We start from the raw sequence: 17,082 nt of genomic DNA on the forward strand, positions 1-17,082 counted from the left end.
ATCACGACCCGCTCCGCTCCCCCGGGAGCGCTTCGTCCCTGTCCTCAATGTGACATCCCGTGGGCCCGGACGGCGGGCAGCGGTCCGTCGTAGCGTTCGACCTCGACCCGGGCGAGCTGGCCGGTGCAGCCCTGGGCGAGCCGGGAGGTGCCGGTGTCGCGGGTCACCGCGTTGGGGTTGCCGTGGACGCAGGTGGCCACCTCGGGGGCGGAGGGGTCGAACCAGGCGCCGGTGGCCAGTTGGACCACGCCCGGCCGCACCGCGTCGCTGAGCACGGCCCCGGCCAGGCAGCTGCCCACGGCGCTGCGGACGCGCACCACGTCGCCGTCGCGCACCCCGCGCGCCGCCGCGTCGCCGGGGTGCATCCGGGCCGGTTCGCGGCCGCGGACCTTGGAGGAGGCGCTGAGTTCGCCCTGGTCGAGCTGGCTGTGCAGCCGGGTGGGCGGGTTGTTGGCGACCAGGTGCAGGGGGTACGCGCCCGGGGCCGCGGCGCCATCGGGATCGGGTGGCTCCGGCGGCAGCCAGGCGGGGTGGCCCGGGCAGTCGTCGTAGCCGTACGAGGCGATGGTGGCCGAGTACAGCTCGATGCGGCCGCTCGGCGTGGCCAGCGCCGCGCCCTCGGGGTCGGCGCGGAACCCGGCGTACAGGGTGCGCTGTTCGCGCAGGGACCGCAGCGGGACGCGGCCCGCGCGCCAGAAGGTCTTGAAGTCCTCCTCGGGCGCGTACTCCGGCGGCAGGCCCCGGCGCCAGCTCTCGTAGAGGTGTTCCAGCCAGCCGCGCGCGTCGCGGCCCTCGGTGAAGGCGTGGCCGACGCCGAGTTCGGCGGCGAGGTCGCTGAGGATCCGGTAGTCGTCGCGGGCCTCGCCGACCGGGTCGGCGACGCGGTGCATGGCGATGAGCGCGGTGTCCTGTTTGGCGCCGCCGATGTCCTCGCGCTCCAGGGTGGTGGTGGCGGGCAGCACGATGTCGGCGTGGCGGGCGGTGGCCGTCCAGTGCGGCTCGTGGACCACGACCGTGTCCGGGCGGGCGAAGGCGCGGCGCAGCCGTCCGAGGTCCTGGTGGTGGTGGAACGGGTTGCCACCGGCCCAGTGGACGAGCCGGATGTCGGGGTAGGTGTAGCGGCCCCCGTCGTACGCGTACTCCTCGCCCGGGTGCAGCAGCAGATCGGCGATCCGGGCGACGGGGATGAAGTCGGGGACCGGATTGGTGCCCTGGTCCAGGGTGGGCAGCTTGTACGGGAGCGTCCCGGCGCCGGTGCCGCCGGTGGCGCCGTACCCATGGGCGAAACCGCCGCCCGGCAGCCCGATCTGGCCGAGCAGGCAGGCCAGCGCGATGCCCGTCCACAGCGGCTGCTCGCCCCGGTGGGCGCGCTGGAGCGACCAGCTGAGGGAGACCATGGTGCGCCGCTCGGTCAGCTCCCGGGCGAGGGCGGCGATCCGGGCGGCCGGGATGCCGCAGATCTCCTCGGCCCAGCGCGGGGTCTTGGCGGCGGAGCCGTCCCGGCCGAGGACGTAGCGGGCGAAGGCGTCGAAGCCCTCGCAGTGGCGGCGGCAGAAGTCCGCGTCGTACCGGCCCTCCTCGATCAGCACATGGCACAGCGCCAGCATCAGCGCGGTGTCGGTGCCGGGGACGGGGGCCAGCCACTCGGCGTCCAGCTCGTCGGCGAGATCGTCGCGCAGGGGGCTGACCAGGATGAAGCGGGCGCCCCGGCCATGGGCCGCGCGCAGCAGGTCGGCCGTCCGGTGGCGGCTGATGCCGCCCGCGTTGACCTGCGTGTTCTTGGCGGGCATCCCGCCGAAGCAGAGAAAGAGACCGGTGTGCTCGGCCAGCACGGACAGCGGGGTGGGGTTGCTGATCGGGGCGTCGTCGCCCACCACATGGCGCAGCAGGGTGGTGGCGGCGCCGAGGCTGTAGGTGTTGACGGAGCGGGTATAGCCGCCGAGGCAGTTGAGGAACCGGTGGATCTGGCTCTGCGCGTGGTGGAAGCGGCCCGCGCTGCCCCAGCCGTACGAGCCGCCGAAGATCGCCCGGTTTCCGTGGTCTGTGCGGACCCGGCCGAGTTCGCGGGCCAGCAGCGGGATCACCTCGTCCCAGGGGACGGGCACATGGTCGTCGCCGCCACGGGCCGGGTCGGGGCCCGGGCCGTGCTCCAGCCAGCCGCGGCGTACGTAGGGGGTGAGCACCCGGTCGCGGGGGCCGAGCGCGGCGGGCACGTTGCGCAGCAGCGCGGCGGGGTGGGGGTCGCGGGGGTCGGGAGTGACGTCGAGGCCGCCGTCGGGGCGGACGACGGCCTCGAAGGCGCCGTAGTGCGAGCTGTGGGGGTGGCCACGGGGCGTGTGGCCCGGGTGCGGACGTGTGCCGTCGCCGTCTCGTTCGTGGGACGGCTCGCCGCCGTCGTGGGACGTATCGTCGCCGCCCTGGGACGTGTCGTCGGCTCTGCTGCTCGCTGCCGTGCTCATGCGGTGATCTCGCCTTTCGTGTCGGTCCTTCCCTTTCTCCCCTTCCTCTGATCGCCCCGCTCACTCCCCCTCGGCCGGTCCGGGGTCCGCCATCAGCCGGACGGCCCAGGGAAAACGGGGGGGGCGAGCCCGGCGGGCCGACTGCTGAGCGTTATCGTCGATCCCGTTCCGCGTATGCCGATATTCAGCCACCGATGGCATACTTGAACGCGCGACCAAATGGGTTCACTCCCCGCCAGGGGCGCGGCGGTGGAGGCCGTCATCTGCCCATGGCGGAAGTCCGAGGGCAAGGGTGAGATGACCACATGACGCGACCGGACACGCCGCCGTACGAGCAGCCCGTCCGGTCGGACGACCTCATCGACGAGGCGTCCACAGCCAGGGCCACTGTCGACGGGCACGGCATCGTCACCCAGTGGAACGAGGGGGCCGCAGGGCTGCTCGGATACCGGCCCGAGGAGATCGTGGGCAGATCGGCCGCCGTTCTCCTCGCCGACGAGGGAAATCCGCGGCCCGTGGCCGAAACCCTGCGCGACCTGAGTCCGCCCGACCGGTTCCGTGGCCGGGTGGCGCTGCTGCACCGCGACGGCTCCCGGGTGACGGCCGGACTGCTGGCCCACCGCGTCACCGCGCCCGCCGCCACCGACGCCACCGACGCCGCGGCTCACGCCGCTGACGCCCCCGATGACGCTCCCCGTGACGTCACCGAATGGCTCGTCGTCTCCCCGCTCCCCCGGCCGGAACGGCCGCTGGCGGACGAGGAGTTGCTGAGGCACTGCTTCGCCCAGGGGCCGTGCACGATGGCGGTGTACGACACCGGGCTGCGGCTGCGCTGGGCGAACCAGGACATGGAACGGGTGCTCGGCCTCACCCAGGAGGAGATCCGCGGGCTGCGGGTCCCGGAGATCACCCCCGGGCCCGAGGCGGAGGAGACCGAGGAGCGGATGCGCCGGGTGCTGGAGACCGGCGAGGAGCAGCACATCGAGCTGTTCCTGCGGATGCCCGGCCACGACCGCCCGGTCGCCTGGTCGACCTCGCTGGCCCCGCTGCGGGACGCCGAGGGCCGGGTGGCGGCCGTGATGCTGTCCGCGCACGACCGGACCCCGCAGCACACCACCCGGCGCCGTCTGCTGCTGCTCAACGAGGCGAGCAACCGGATCGGCTCCACGCTGGACATCGAGCGGACCGCGCAGGAGCTGGCCGATGTGGCCGTCCCGGAGCTGGCCGACTTCGTGACCCTCGATCTGCTGCCCTCGGTGCACGGCGGCAGCGAACCCCGCCCGGGCCCCCTCACCAGCCATGTCATGCTGCGGCGGGTCGCCGCCCGGTCGGTGTTCGCGGGCACCCCGGAGGCCGTGGTCGAGGTGGGGAAGGTGGCCGCGTACCCGGACTTCTCCCCCGCCGCCGAATGCCTGAAGGCGGAGCGGGGGCTGCTGAACCGGGTGACGGACCCGGCGGTCTCCCGGTGGGCGGCGCAGGCCCCGGACCGGGCCGAGATGATCCATCAGTTCGGCTTCCACTCCACGATGGCCATCCCGCTGCGCGCCCGCGGCACCACCCTCGGCGTGGCCACGTTCTCCCGGCACCAGCGCCCCGAGCCGTTCGAGGAGGACGACCTGCTGCTCGCCGAGGAGATGACGGCCCGGGCGGCGGTCTGCATCGACAACGCCCGCCGCTACACCCGGGAGCGCAACACGGCGCTGGCCCTGCAGCGCAGCCTGCTGCCGAGGACCCTGCCGCACAGCGCGGCCGTCGAGGTCGCCTCCCGCTATCTGCCCGCGGGCCCGCAGGCCGGGGTGGGCGGCGACTGGTTCGATGTGATCCCGCTGTCCGGGGCGCGGGTCGCGCTGGTGGTGGGCGATGTGGTCGGCCACGGGGTGCAGGCGTCGGCGACCATGGGACGGCTGCGTACGGCGGTCCGTACCCTCGCCGATGTCGATCTGGCCCCCGACGAGCTGCTGACCCATCTCGACGACATGGTCAACCATCTGTCCGCGGAGGCGGAGACCGCCCAGGGCCCGGCGGCCGCGGGGGCCATCAGCGGGGACATCGGCGCCACCTGTCTGTACGCGGTCTACGACCCGGTCTCCCGGCGCTGTTCGATCGCCCGCGCGGGCCATCCGCCGCCGGCCGTGGTGTCCCCGGACGGTTCGGTGGACCTGCTCGACCTGCCCGGCGGCCCGCCGCTGGGGCTCGGCAGCCTGCCGTTCGAGACGGTCGAGGTGGAGCTGGCCGAGGGCAGTCTGCTCGCGCTGTACACCGACGGCCTGATCGAGTCCCGCGACCAGGACGTCGACCGGGCGCTGGACACGCTGCGCTCCGCGCTGGCCCAGCCCGCAGACTCGCTGGACGCCCTCTGCGACGTCGTGATCAGCAAGATGCTGCCCAGCCGCCCGGAGGACGACGTGGCGCTGCTACTCGCCCGCACCCGGGCCCTGGACGCCGACCACGTGGCGACCTGGGATCTGCCCGCCGACCCCTCGCTGGTGGCGCAGGCCCGCCGGGACGTCTCCGCGCAGCTGGCGGCGTGGGGGCTGGAGGATGCCGTGTTCACCACCGAGCTGGTGGTCAGCGAGCTGATCACCAACGCCATCCGGCACGCCAAGGCGCCGATCCAGCTGCGGCTGATCCACGACCGCACCCTCATCTGCGAGGTGTCCGACGGCAGCGGCACCGCGCCGCATCTGCGCCGGGCCCGCACCTTCGACGAGGGCGGCCGTGGCCTGCTGCTGGTGGCGCAGCTGACCCAGAGCTGGGGTACCCGGCAGACCGGCAGCGGCAAGACGATCTGGGCGGAGCAGTCCCTCTCCCCCACCGACTGCTGACCGCGACCGGGGCGCCACGTCCGTACACTTCACTACAATCGGGGCAAGCAGCCCTGGTCGTCATGGACTTGAGGCCGCACCATGGCATGCGGCGTCCGGCTTCCGGCGGACGCCGCTGCCCGCCGCCGTGGCGGGGCGGCCTGCATCATTCGCGGCGGAACGAAAGGCCGCAATCCATGCGAACTGAAGCCACGCGCCCGGGCGACCCCCTGGCCGCGCTGAGCCCCGCCGAGTCGGCCCGGCTGATGGCCGTCATACGGGACGCCGCGCTGAGCCGGGGCAGGCTCCCGCTGCCCGCGCGCCCGGTGATCGGCCAGTCCTGGGACCGGATGCTGCGGCTCGGCCTCGACCCGGACCGCGGCGACGACCGGGGGCTGCTCAGCCTGGACGAGCTGGAGCGGCGCAGGCAGGCGACGCGGCTGGCCGATGTGCTGCCGACCCTGCACAGCGGGCTGCTGGAGGCGGCGGAGGCGGCCCAGCACATCATGATCATCGCGGATGCCGACGGCCGGGTGCTGTGGATCGACGGCCACCGGGGCATCCGCCGCCACGCGGAGGGGATCGCCCTCACCGAGGGCGCTCACTGGGCCGAGGAGACGGCGGGGACCAGCGGGATCGGCACCGCGCTCGCCGTGCGGGCCCCGGTGCGGGTGCACTCCGCGGAGCACTTCGTCCGCGCCTTCCACACCTGGAGCTGCGCCGCCGCGCCGGTGCGCGACCCCCGGGACGGGCAGCTGCTCGGCGTCATCGACATCAGCGGGCCCGCGCCGACGGCCCACCCCACCGTGCTCTCCCTGGTCACGGCGACCGCCCGGTGGGCCGAGGGCGAACTGCGGCTGGCCCACAGCCGTGAGCTGGACGCGCTGCGCGCCCTCGCCGCGCCCGTCCTCGCGCGCATCCCGGGCAAGGCCGCCGTGGTGGACCGGCACGGCTGGGTCGCCGCCGTCACCGGCATCAGTCCCCGGGACCACCGGCTGCCGCTGCCCAAGGCGGCGCGGGAGGCGCCGTACGGGCCGGTCTGGCTGCCCGCGCTGGGTACGTGCGCGGTGGAACCGCTGCCCGGCGGCCATCTGCTGCGGGTGCTCGACGGCGAGGACGGCGACCCGGCGGCGCCCGCCGGTCCGGGCCACCTGGTGCTGGACGTACGCGACCGGCACCACTGGTCGCTGACCTTCTCGGGCCCCTCCGGCACCTGGACGCACGGGCTCAGCGCGCGCCACGCCGAACTGCTGCTGGTGCTCGCCGCGCACCCCGAGGGGCGCACCGCGGCGCAGCTCGCCGACGACCTGTTCGGCGATCCGACGCGTACGGTCACGGTGCGGGCGGCGATGTCCCGGCTGCGCGGACGGCTCGGGGCGGTGCTCACGCACCGCCCCTACCGGTTCGCGGACCGGATCCGCGTCGAGGTGCGGGGGCCGGACCGGCGGCAGGATCTCCTGCCGTTCAGCGTGGCCCCGGCGGTCGCCCGGCTGCGGACCGCGCCCGTCTTCTAGCGCGTACGTCCTAGCGGGTGCCTCTAGCGGGTGCCCGCGACCTCCTCCGGGCTCAGCACCTCGGCGAGGCGCTCGGCGGGCAGCAGGCCCTTCTCCAGGACGAGTTCGGCCACGCCGCGCCCGGTGGCCAGGGCCTCCTTGGCGATGCTGGTGGCCGCGTTGTAGCCGATGTACGGGTTGAGGGCGGTGACCAGGCCGATGGAGTTCTCGACGGTGGCGCGCAGCTCGTCGGCGTTGGCGGTGATGCCGGAGACGCACCGGTCGGCGAGGACCAGGCAGGCGGCGCGCAGGTGGGTGACGCTCTCCGAGAGGGAGTGCAGGATGATCGGTTCGAAGGCGTTGAGCTGGAGCTGTCCGGCCTCGGCGGCCATGGTGATGGCCACGTCGTTGCCGATCACCTCGAACGCCACCTGGTTGACGACCTCGGGGATGACCGGGTTGACCTTGCCGGGCATGATGCTCGAACCGGCCTGCACCGGCGGCAGGTTGATCTCATTCAGCCCGGCGCGCGGGCCGGAGGAGAGCAGCCGCAGATCGTTGCAGCTCTTGGAGAGCTTGACCGCGATGCGCTTGAGGACGCCCGACAGATGGACGAACGCCCCGCAGTCCTGGGTGGCCTCCACCAGGTTGGCCGCGGTGATCAGCGGCAGCCCGGTGATGTCCTCCAGATGCCCGCGAGCGGCCTCCGCGTAGCCCTTGGGGGCGTTGAGGCCGGTGCCGATCGCGGTCGCGCCGAGGTTGATCTCGTGCACCAGGCCGGAGGCCTCCAGCAGTCGGCTCTGGTCCTCCTCCAGCATCACCGCGTACGAGGAGAACTCCTGGCCGAGCGTCATCGGCACCGCGTCCTGGAGCTGGGTGCGGCCCATCTTCAGGATGTCGCGGAACTCCTCGGCCTTGGCGGCGAAGGCCAGCCGCAGCGTCTCCATGGCCGAGTGCAGCTCACGGACGGCGATGATCGTGGAGACGTTGACGGCGGTCGGGTAGACGTCGTTGGTGGACTGGCTGAGGTTGACGTCCTCGTTGGGGTGGAGGATGCCGTACTCGCCCTTTTCGTGGCCGAGGATCTCCAGGGCCCGGTTGGCGATGACCTCGTTGGCGTTCATGTTCGTCGAGGTACCGGCGCCGCCCTGGATCACATCCACGGTGAACTGGTCGTGCAGTTCACCTCGGCGTATCTCCTGGCAGGCCGCGGCGATGGCGTCGGCCTTGAGCGAGGAGAGCAGGCCCAGGTCCTCGTTGGCACGGGCCGCTGCCTCCTTGACGGCCGCCAGGGCGCTGATCAGGTGCGGGTAGGCGGCGATGGAGGTACCGGTGATCGGGAAGTTCTCGCAGGCGCGCAGGGTGTGGATGCCCCAGTACGCGTCGGCGGGGACGTCGCGGTCGCCGAGCAGGTCGTGTTCGCGGCGTGAGCCGGGGTCAGCGGTCATGGCTGTGCGTGTTCCTTGGAAGTGAGGGGGAACGGGCGGATCAGGCGGCGGGCAGGGCGAAGGCGTCGGTGGCCTGGAGACGGCCGACCGTGGAGTCGCCGCCGACGACCGGGGCGGTGGCGAACTCGGCGAGGACGTCCGGGTCTATGCCGCAGTGGGCGAGGGCGGCCGCCGCCACCGGCATCCGGGCGCGGTCGGCGCCGTCGGCGATCTTGACGACGACGGCCCGGCCGTCGGACAGCCCGGCCAGCTGCACGCCCTCGAAGCCGTCCTTGGCGAGCAGCCCGGGGACCTTGCGCATCAGCCGGGCGACGTCCCGGTCGTCGCCGGACGCCATCTCGGGGTAGGCGCGCATGGCGTCCGCGACCCGGCCCTCCGGGGTGTCCGGGGCGGCCGAGGCGATGGCGGCGGCGGCGCGGGCGAGGCCGAGCGGGGAGACGGAGAACAGCGGCGCGCCGCAGCCGTCGATGGTCACCTGGGCGACTCGCTGTCCGGTCAGCTCCTCCACGGTCTCGGCGATCACCTGCTGGAGCGGGTGGGCCGGGTCGAGGTAGTCCTCCAGCGACCAGCCGCGCAGCTTCGCCGTGTAGAGCATCGCGGCGTGCTTGCCGGAGCAGTTCTGCGCCAGCCGGGAGGGCTTGCGGTCGGCGCGCAGCCACGCCTCGCGCATGGCGGAGCCGTACGGCAGGTCGGGGGTGTTGCGCAGCTCGTCCTCGGTGAGACCGGCCTCGTCCAGGATGCGCCGGGTCCCGGCCAGATGGGTGTCCTGGCCGGAGTGGCTGGCGGCGGTGAGCGAGAGCAGCGCGCCGTCCAGCGGCAGCCCGGCACGCAGCAGCGCGACGGCCTGTACGGGCTTGAGCGCGGAGCGCGGGTAGAACGCGGCGTCGATGTCGCCGGTCTGGAACGCGACCTTGCCGTCGGCGGCCAGCACGACCGCCGACCCATGGTGCACGCCCTCGATCACACCAGCGCGTACGACATGGGCGACCGGCACATGGCGGGGTTCGCGGATGACGGGGGGCTCGGCCGGGGTGGGGCGAGCGTCGTCGGTGTGCGGCCGGGGGGTGTGATTCATGGTGGTGGTGTTGCTCCGGTCGTCGGGGTGGTTCACGGGTTGGTTCATCGGCCGGGTCCGGGGCCCCGGACCCGGGCCGGTCTATTCCTTGGTCGCCGCCGCCTCGTCGCGGACGGATTGCACCCGGCCCCTGGTACAGAACCAGCCGATGACCAGGGCCAGCGCGATACCGGGGAGCGCCATGACGGTGAGTCGGCTGGGTCCGCCGTCGGCCCACATCAGGACCATGACGGAGAAGAGGAAGCCGAGGGTGACGATCTCGGTGTACGGCGAGCCGGGGAGCCGGTAGCCGGGCCGGGTGACGTGACCGGCCTTGGCGCGGCGCCAGAAGAGCAGATGGCAGATCATGATGATCGCCCAGGTGGAGAGGATGCCGAGCGCCGCGAAGTTGAGCACGATCTCGAACGCTTCCTTGGGCACGACGAAGTTGAGGCCGACGCCCAGCACACAGACCGCGGAGGTGAGGAGGATGCCGCCGTAGGGCACCTGGGTGCGGCTCATCTTGCCGGTGAACTTGGGCGCGGAGCCCGCCATGGCCATCGAGCGCAGGATGCGGCCGGTGGAGTAGAGGCCGGAGTTGAGGCTGGACATCGCGGCGGTCAGCACGACGAGGTTCATCACATCGCTGGCCGCGGGCACCCCGAGCTTGGAGAGCACGGTGACGAAGGGGCTCTCGTCGCCGGAGTAGGCGCCGGAGGGCATCAGCATGGAGAGCAGCACCACGGAGCCGACGTAGAAGACGGCGACGCGCCACATGATGGAGTTGATCGCCTTGGGCATGATCTTCTCCGGCTCCAGGGTCTCGCCCGCGGCGACGCCGACGAGTTCGACGGAGGCGTAGGCGAAGACGACGCCCTGGATGACCAGCAGCATGGGCAGCGCACCGTGCGGGAACAGGCCGCCGTGCTCGGTGATCATGCTGGGCCCGGTGGCCTGACCGTCCACCGGGTGCCGGCTGACCAGCAGGAAGATGCCGATCGCCATGAAGAGGACGAGCGCGCCGACCTTGATGATGGCGAACCAGAACTCCAGCTCACCGAAGATCTTCACGGAGATGAGGTTCACCGTCAGCACGACGGCGAGCGCGATCAGCGCGATCACCCACTGCGGTATGTCGGAGAACATGCCCCAGTAGTGGGTGTACGTCGCGACGGCGGTGATGTCGGCGATGCCGGTGGTGGACCAGTTGAGGAAGTACATCCAGCCCGCGACGTAGGCGCCCTTCTCGCCGAGGAACTCCCGGGCGTAGGAGACGAACGCGCCCGAGGACGGCCGGTGCAGCACCAGCTCGCCGAGTGCCCGCACCACCAGGAAGGCGAAGAGGCCGCAGACCGCGTACGCCAGGGCCAGCGAGGGCCCGGCGTCCTTCAGGCGCCCTCCGGCGCCGAGGAACAGCCCGGTGCCGATGGCACCGCCGATGGCGATCATGTTGACATGCCGGGCCTTGAGGGACTTGCTGTAGCCGGCGTCACCGGCATCGACATGCTGGGGCTGATCGGGCCCTTCGCCGTGGCGTTCTTCCTGCCGGAGGGACTGCTCGCTCACGCCTGCTGTCCGCCTTCCGTTGGTATGCGTCACGCGCCGTCCGCCGAAGCGGGGCGCACGATGGAGGTCAGGGTGGTCTCGACCCGTTCGAGGTGGTGGGTCATCGCCGCCACCGCGTCGTGTTCGGACCCGTCGGCGAGCGCCTCGACGATCGCCCGGTGTTCACGGTTGGACTGCTCCCGGCGGCCGCCGAGTTCGTTGAGGAACGCCGACTGCCGTGCCAGGGCATCGCGGATCTCCTCGATGACCCTGCGGAAGACGGGGTTCTGCGCCGCCTGGGCGACGGCGAGATGGAACGTGGTGTCCATCGCCACCCAGGCGGTGGTGTCGGTCTCCCGCTCCATCCGGTCCAGCAGATGGGAGAGGTGGTCGAGATCCTCGACGGAGCGGCGCAGTGCCGCGTAGCCCGCGACGGGGATCTCGATGTGCCGACGCACCTCCAGCAGATCGCTCGCGGCGTAGTCCCCGAAGGTGGGGTCCTGCACCGGACCGCTGGAGATGACGAACGTGCCCTTGCCGGTGCGCGAGGCGGTGAGCCCCATGGTCTGCAGGGCCCGCAGGGCCTCGCGGAGCACCGGGCGGCTCACCTCCAGGCGACGGCACAGCTCGGCCTCGGAGGGGAGTTTGTCCCCCACCGCGTAGTCGCCGCGCTCGATGGCACCCCGGAGGTGACTGAGGACCGCTTCCATGGCACTCACGCGGCGAGGAAACGATTCAGCGCCTGTCTGGCTGTCTGACAAGTTCACCCGAGGATCCTCAGCTGTGCGCCAAAGCGTTGTCAAGGCTTCTGATGCGGCGAATGATTCGGCCGCGTCGCGAATGAATCCAGCCAGCCTGTGCCCTGTTTGTCCCCATATGGACTTTTCGCCCGCCAGGTCGGAGACTGCGGTTGGAGGACTGCTGATGGCCGCACGCACGGCGACGAGGATGAAGACGACGAGGACACGGATCACGGCGCTCGATACCCATGACATCCGCTTTCCCACGTCGCGCTGGCTCCATGGGTCGGACGCCAGCCACCCCGACCCGGACTACTCGACCGCGTACGTGATCGTCCGCACCGACGCCGGGGACGGGCTGGAGGGGCACGGCTTCTGCTTCACCATCGGCCGCGGCAACGAGGTCGAGGTCGCGGCCATCGACGCGCTGCGCCCCCGGCTGGTCGGCGCCGAGCTGCCCGGTCTGCCCGCCGGTCTGGCCGACGTCTACCGGGCGCTCGCCGACGACGGGCAGCTGCGCTGGCTGGGCCCGGAGAAGGGCGTCACCCACATGGCCGTCGCGGCGGTGATGAACGCCCTGTGGGACCTCACCGCCAAGCGGGCCGGGAAGCCGCTGTGGAAGCTGCTGTCCGATCTGACCCCGGAGGAACTGGTCGCCCTCGCCGACTTCCGCTACCTCGCCGACGCGCTCACCCCCGACGCCGCCCTGCGGATCCTGCGCCGCGCCGCCCCCGGCAAGGCCGGGCGCGAGGCCCGGCTGCGGGCCGAGGGCTATCCGGCGTACCTCACCTCCTGCGGCTGGCTCGGCTACGAAGACGACCGGCTCGCCCGCGCGGCGCGGGCGGCCGTCGCCGACGGCTTCACCCAGATCAAGCTGAAGGTCGGCGCCGACCCCGGCGACGACCTCCGGCGCTGCCGGATCGCCCGCGAGGCCATCGGCCCCGGCATCCGGCTGGCGCTCGACGCCAACCAGCGCTGGGAGGTCGGCGAGGCGGTCGAGCGGACCCGGGCGCTGGCCCCGTTCGACCCGTACTGGATCGAGGAGCCGACCAGCCCGGACGAGATCATCGGGCTGGCCGCGATCCGTCGCGCCGTCGCACCCGTGAAGGTCGCGGCGGGCGAGCACGTGGCGAACCGGGTCATCTTCAAACAGCTGCTGCAGGCGGACGCGCTCGATGTGCTGCAGCTGGACGCCTGCCGGGTCGGTGGCGTCAACGAAAACCTCGCGATCCTGCTGCTGGCGGCGGAGTTCGGGGTGCCGGTGTGGCCGCACGCTGGCGGCGTGGGGCTGTCCGAACTGGTCCGGCACCTGGCCATGTTCGACTACGTCGCGGTCTCGGGTACCCGGCGGGACCGGGCCGTCGAATACACCGACCATTTGCATGAGCACTTCCTCGACCCGGCGATCGTCACCGCGGGCCACTACCGGGCCCCCACGACCCCCGGCTTCAGCTCGGCCCTGCGCCCCGAGGCGCTGCGGACGTACTCGTACCCGGGCGGCGCGGCCTGGGCGTAGCCGCCTCCGCGGTGGCTTGTCCCCTGCCCGCCCCTTCCCGAACCGGGGCGCTGCCCCGTCCCCCGGTCCTCAAGCGCCGGACGGGCTGAGTTCAGCCCGCCCGGCGCTTGAAACCAAGCCCAAAGGCCACCCGGCGCATGACGACCAGGCCCCGGGACGTACCACCCCGCGCCCCCAACCCGCCCGGCCATCGAGAACCAGGCCCGGCGCGGCGCCGTCCCGCACCCCCAGCCCGTCCGGCGTTTGAGGACCGGGGCACGGGGCAGCGCCCCGGATCGGGAAGGGGCGGGGTGGGGGAAAGGCACCGGCCCCGGTGGGGCGGTTGCGCGGCGTGGCCCGCCCGGTGTGCGGGTCCGGCGGTCGTATGGTCACAGCCGGGGAGGTCTTCGCCAGCCGTTCCGCGACCTGGAGCCGGGAGCACGATGCGCACGACGCGCCACCGCCTCGCCACCGCCGCCGTGGCCCTCGTGCTGGTCTGCGGCCCTGCCGCCACCGGCTGCTCGGACGAAGGCGGCGGCGGGCGGCGGGTCGGCGTCGTGGTGCCGTTCCTCACCTCGCCGTTCTGGGAGGCGTACGACCGCGACATCCCCCGGCAGGCCGCCAAGGCGGGCGTCCGCGTGCTGCCGACCGTGAACTCCAACAACGACGCGAGCCGCCAGGTCGGCGACATCCGCAATCTGCTCGCCCAAAACATCGACGGCCTGGTCGTCTCCCCCATCGACTCCGCCGCGATCGTCACCGGTCTGAAGGCCGCGCAGCGGCGCGGCGTCCCGGTCGTGGCCGTCGACGTGGCCCCCGACCGGGGCAAGGTGGCGATCGTGGTGCGGGCCGACAACCGGGCGTACGGCGAGAAGGCGTGCCGGAGCCTCGGCCGGGCCGTAGGCGGACGCGGCAAGGTGGTGCAGATCGAGGGCGACCTGGCGTCGGTCAACGGCCGCGACCGCACCGCCTCGTTCGACCAGTGCATGCGGCGCCACTACCCGCACATCCGGATCCTCGACATCGCCGCCGGATGGCAGGCGGACAAGGCGGCGGCCGGACTGGAGGCGCTCTACAGCGCCAATCGCGACATCAAGGGCATCTATCTGCAGGCCGGGGGCGTATACCTCGCCCCCACGCTGCGTACGCTGCAGCGCCACCGGGCGCTGCACCCGGCGGGCCACCGGGGCCATATCGCGATCGTCTCCAACGACGGGATCCCGCAGGAGCTGGACGCCATCCGCAAGGGGTGGATCGACGCGACCGTCTCGCAGCCCACCGACCTCTACGCCCGGTACGCCATGGTCTACATCAAGCAGGCCATGGCGGGGAGGTCGTTCCGGAAGGGGCGGACCGATCACGGCAGCACCATCGTCGAGGTGCGGCCCGGCATCCTGGAGGATCAGCTTCCGGCGCCGCTGGTGACCCGGGCCAATGTGAACGACCCGGGGCTCTGGGGCAACAGCGAATGACCACTGAACGGCCACCGCTGTGCGAGGCGCGCGGGATCACCAAGCGGTACGGGCCGACGGTGGCCCTGCGGGAGGCGGGGATCACCGTACGGGCAGGCGAGACCCACGCCCTGGTCGGGCGCAACGGCGCGGGCAAGTCCACGCTGGTCGCCGTGGTTACCGGGCTGGAGCGGCCGGACGCGGGCACGGTGTGGTTCGAGGGCGAGCCCGCCCCCGCCGCCGCGGACCGGGCGGCCTGGCAGCGCCGGGTGGCCTGCGTCTACCAGCAGTCCATGATCATCAACGAGCTGACGGTCGCGGAGAACCTGTTCCTGGGCCATCAGCCGGTCCTCCCCCGCACCTCGGTCATCAGCTGGCGGCGGACCCGCCGCCGGGCCCGGGCGCTGCTGGACGCTTGGGGCGTGCCCGTGCACGAGGGCGCGCGGGCCGGGGATCTGAGCGTCGAGGACGCCAAGCTGGTGGAGATCGCGCGGGCGCTCTCCCGGGGCACCCGCTTCGTCATCCTGGACGAGCCCACGGCGCAGCTCGACAGCCGGGCGACGGCGCGGCTGTTCGCGCGGATGCGGCGGCTCCAGGACGCGGGAGTCACGTTCCTGCACATCTCGCACCATCTGCGCGAGGTGTACGAGATCTGCCAGGCCGTCACCGTCTTCCGGGACGCCCGCAGGATCGTCACCGCGCCGGTCGGCGAGTTGCCCACCCGGGCCCTGATCGAGGAGATGACCGGCGAACCGGCCGCCCCCGCCCGGCCGGGCAAGCCTCCCCCACCCGTCCCCGGGGGCGAGGTGGCGGTACGGGTCGAGCGGCTGAGCGGCGCGTACTTCCACGACGTCAGCCTCACCGTCGGGGCCGGTGAGGTGGTGGGGCTGGCCGGGCTCGCGGGCTCCGGCAGCCATCAGCTCGGCGAGGCGCTGGCCGGGCTGCACCGGCCGACCGCCGGGCGGATCGAGGTCTTCGGCCGTCCGCTGCGGCTCGGCAGCGTCACCTCGGCGCTCGCCGCCGGGGTCGGCTGTCTGCCGCGCGACCGGCGTGCGCAGGGGCTGATCCCGCTGCTGTCGGTGGCCGACAACATCACGCTGCCCATCGGCGACCGGCTCGGCCCCCGGGGGCTGATCCGGCCGTCCGCCCGGGACGCGGTGGCCCGCCGCGCCATCGAACGGCTCGGCATCACCACCCGGGGCCCGGCCCAGCGGGTGACCGCGCTGTCCGGCGGCAACCAGCAGAAGGCCGTCATGGCCCGGGCGCTGGCCACGGATCCCCGGGTGCTGGTGCTGATCGATCCGACGGCGGGGGTGGACGTACGGTCCCAGCGCGATCTGCTGGAGACCGCGCTGCGGGCCCGGGCCGAGGGGCGCGCGGTGCTGATCGTCTCCGATCAGCTGGGGGATCTGCGGGCCTGTGACCGGGTGGTGGTGATGGTGGGCGGCTTCATCACCGTCACCCACCGGGCGGGCTGGACGGACCGGGAACTCGTCGCCTCGATCGAAGGGGTCACCCTCGGCCATGAATGACCTCATCCACGAACAACCTCGCTCATGAATGACCTCGCCGCGCCGCAGGCGACCCGCGCCCGGCGCCTCGTCCCGGTCCGGATCCGCGATCTGGCGCTGCTGCCCGCCGTCGTCCTGCTGCTGATCATCGGCGCGGTCGGCAACCCCGACTTCCTCGACCGGGACAACCTGGTCAACATCCTGGGCGCGTCCTCCGCGCTCGGGCTGCTGGTGCTCGCCGAGGCGATGATCCTGATCAGCGGCCGGATGGACCTCTCGCTGGAGTCGATCGCGGGCCTGGCCCCCGCCCTCGGCTTCCTGGTCGTCATCCCGGCCGCCTCCGCGGGCTTCGGCACCGGGCTGCCCACCTGGGTCGGGCTGCTGCTCATCCCGCTGGCGGGGGCGGCCATCGGGGCGGTGAACGGCGCGCTGATCGTGGGGCTCGGGCTCAACGGGTTCATCGTGACCCTGGCGATGAACATCGTGCTGCGCGGCGTCCTCATCGGCCTGGTCTCCGGCAGGACGCTGTTCGACGCGCCGGACGCGTTCTTCGCGCTCGGCGCGCGGGAGTGGCTGGGGGTACCGGTCTCGGCGTGGGTGACCGCGCTGTGCTTCGCGCTGGCCGGGTTCGTCCTGCGCTACCACCGGCTCGGCCGCGCGGTGTACGCGATCGGCGGCAACGCTCCCGCCGCCCGGGCGGCGGGCATCCGCACCGCGCGGGTCGGCTGGACGGTGCTGGTGGTCGGCGGGGCGCTGGCGGGGCTGGCCGGTCTGGTCATCGCGGGGCGGGTCGGCGCGGTGGGCGCCAACCAGGGCAGCGGTCTGATCTTCACGGTGTTCGCGGCCGCGGTGATCGGCGGGATCAGTCTCCGCGGCGGCCGGGGTTCCCTGCTCGGCGCGCTGCTGGGCACCCTGTTGCTGGGGATGCTGGAGAATCTGCTCACCCTCGCCCAGGTGTCGTCCTTCTGGATCCAGGCGATCTACGGCGGGATCATCCTGCTCGCACTGGTCGTCGCACGGCTGACGACCGGGGAGGCCCAGGAGTCATAGTATTAAGGGAAATGTCTCCGCAGATGGGACGG

General features: G+C 72.8%; 11 protein-coding genes. 6 read left to right on the forward strand and 5 right to left on the reverse strand.

What is annotated here, in order from left to right; genetic code table 11:
* Positions 1 to 44 precede the first annotated feature (44 nt).
* Positions 45 to 2,459 (reverse strand): molybdopterin-dependent oxidoreductase, encoded by a 2,415-nt coding sequence (locus tag ACFV9T_RS08280; RefSeq protein WP_385437562.1) that lies wholly within the window; start codon positions 2,457 to 2,459, stop codon positions 45 to 47.
* Between the two features lie 305 nt (positions 2,460 to 2,764).
* Between ACFV9T_RS08280 and ACFV9T_RS08285 the strand changes: the two genes are divergently transcribed.
* A complete protein-coding gene (locus ACFV9T_RS08285; protein WP_385437563.1) occupies positions 2,765 to 5,284 on the forward strand; it encodes a SpoIIE family protein phosphatase in 2,520 nt (839 codons plus the stop codon).
* 176 nt (positions 5,285 to 5,460) lie between these two features.
* Complete coding sequence (locus ACFV9T_RS08290) at positions 5,461 to 6,777, forward strand: GAF domain-containing protein (RefSeq protein ID WP_385437565.1); 1,317 nt, start codon at positions 5,461 to 5,463, stop codon at positions 6,775 to 6,777.
* Positions 6,778 to 6,800: 23 nt separating this feature from the next.
* Here ACFV9T_RS08290 and aspA read toward each other — a convergent pair whose 3' ends face one another.
* The 4 genes from aspA to ACFV9T_RS08310 form a co-directional block, all read right to left on the reverse strand.
* Positions 6,801 to 8,204 (reverse strand): aspartate ammonia-lyase, encoded by a 1,404-nt coding sequence (gene aspA / locus ACFV9T_RS08295; RefSeq protein ID WP_385437566.1) that lies wholly within the window; start codon positions 8,202 to 8,204, stop codon positions 6,801 to 6,803.
* Positions 8,205 to 8,244: 40 nt separating this feature from the next.
* Positions 8,245 to 9,279, reverse strand: coding sequence for an asparaginase (locus tag ACFV9T_RS08300; RefSeq protein ID WP_385437641.1), 1,035 nt, complete (start codon positions 9,277 to 9,279; stop codon positions 8,245 to 8,247).
* An 81-nt stretch (positions 9,280 to 9,360) separates the two neighbouring features.
* Positions 9,361 to 10,824, reverse strand: coding sequence for an amino acid permease (locus ACFV9T_RS08305; protein ID WP_385437567.1), 1,464 nt, complete (start codon positions 10,822 to 10,824; stop codon positions 9,361 to 9,363).
* Between the two features lie 29 nt (positions 10,825 to 10,853).
* Positions 10,854 to 11,513: a FadR/GntR family transcriptional regulator gene (locus ACFV9T_RS08310; RefSeq protein ID WP_385437642.1), complete on the reverse strand. Its 660-nt coding sequence runs from the start codon at positions 11,511 to 11,513 to the stop codon at positions 10,854 to 10,856.
* A gap of 238 nt (positions 11,514 to 11,751) precedes the next feature.
* On the opposite strand from ACFV9T_RS08310, the gene ACFV9T_RS08315 reads away from it, so the two are divergent.
* From ACFV9T_RS08315 to ACFV9T_RS08330, 4 genes are all read left to right on the forward strand, one after another.
* Entirely contained in the window at positions 11,752 to 13,059 is a 1,308-nt protein-coding gene (locus ACFV9T_RS08315; RefSeq protein ID WP_385437643.1) for an enolase C-terminal domain-like protein, read from the forward strand.
* Positions 13,060 to 13,481: 422 nt separating this feature from the next.
* Positions 13,482 to 14,510, forward strand: a complete 1,029-nt coding sequence (locus ACFV9T_RS08320) for a sugar ABC transporter substrate-binding protein (protein WP_385437569.1) — start codon at positions 13,482 to 13,484, stop codon at positions 14,508 to 14,510.
* Positions 14,507 to 16,021 carry a sugar ABC transporter ATP-binding protein gene (locus tag ACFV9T_RS08325; protein ID WP_385437570.1) on the forward strand — a complete coding sequence of 505 codons (1,515 nt, stop codon included), beginning with the start codon at positions 14,507 to 14,509 and terminating at the stop codon, positions 16,019 to 16,021. Before ACFV9T_RS08320 ends, ACFV9T_RS08325 begins: the two co-directional genes overlap by 4 nt.
* A gap of 24 nt (positions 16,022 to 16,045) precedes the next feature.
* Positions 16,046 to 17,050: an ABC transporter permease gene (locus tag ACFV9T_RS08330; protein ID WP_385437571.1), complete on the forward strand. Its 1,005-nt coding sequence runs from the start codon at positions 16,046 to 16,048 to the stop codon at positions 17,048 to 17,050.
* Positions 17,051 to 17,082 lie beyond the last annotated feature (32 nt).

It is taken from the genome of Streptomyces sp. NPDC059850 (genome assembly GCF_042731515.1).
Taxonomy (GTDB): Bacteria; Actinomycetota; Actinomycetes; order Streptomycetales; family Streptomycetaceae; genus Streptomyces.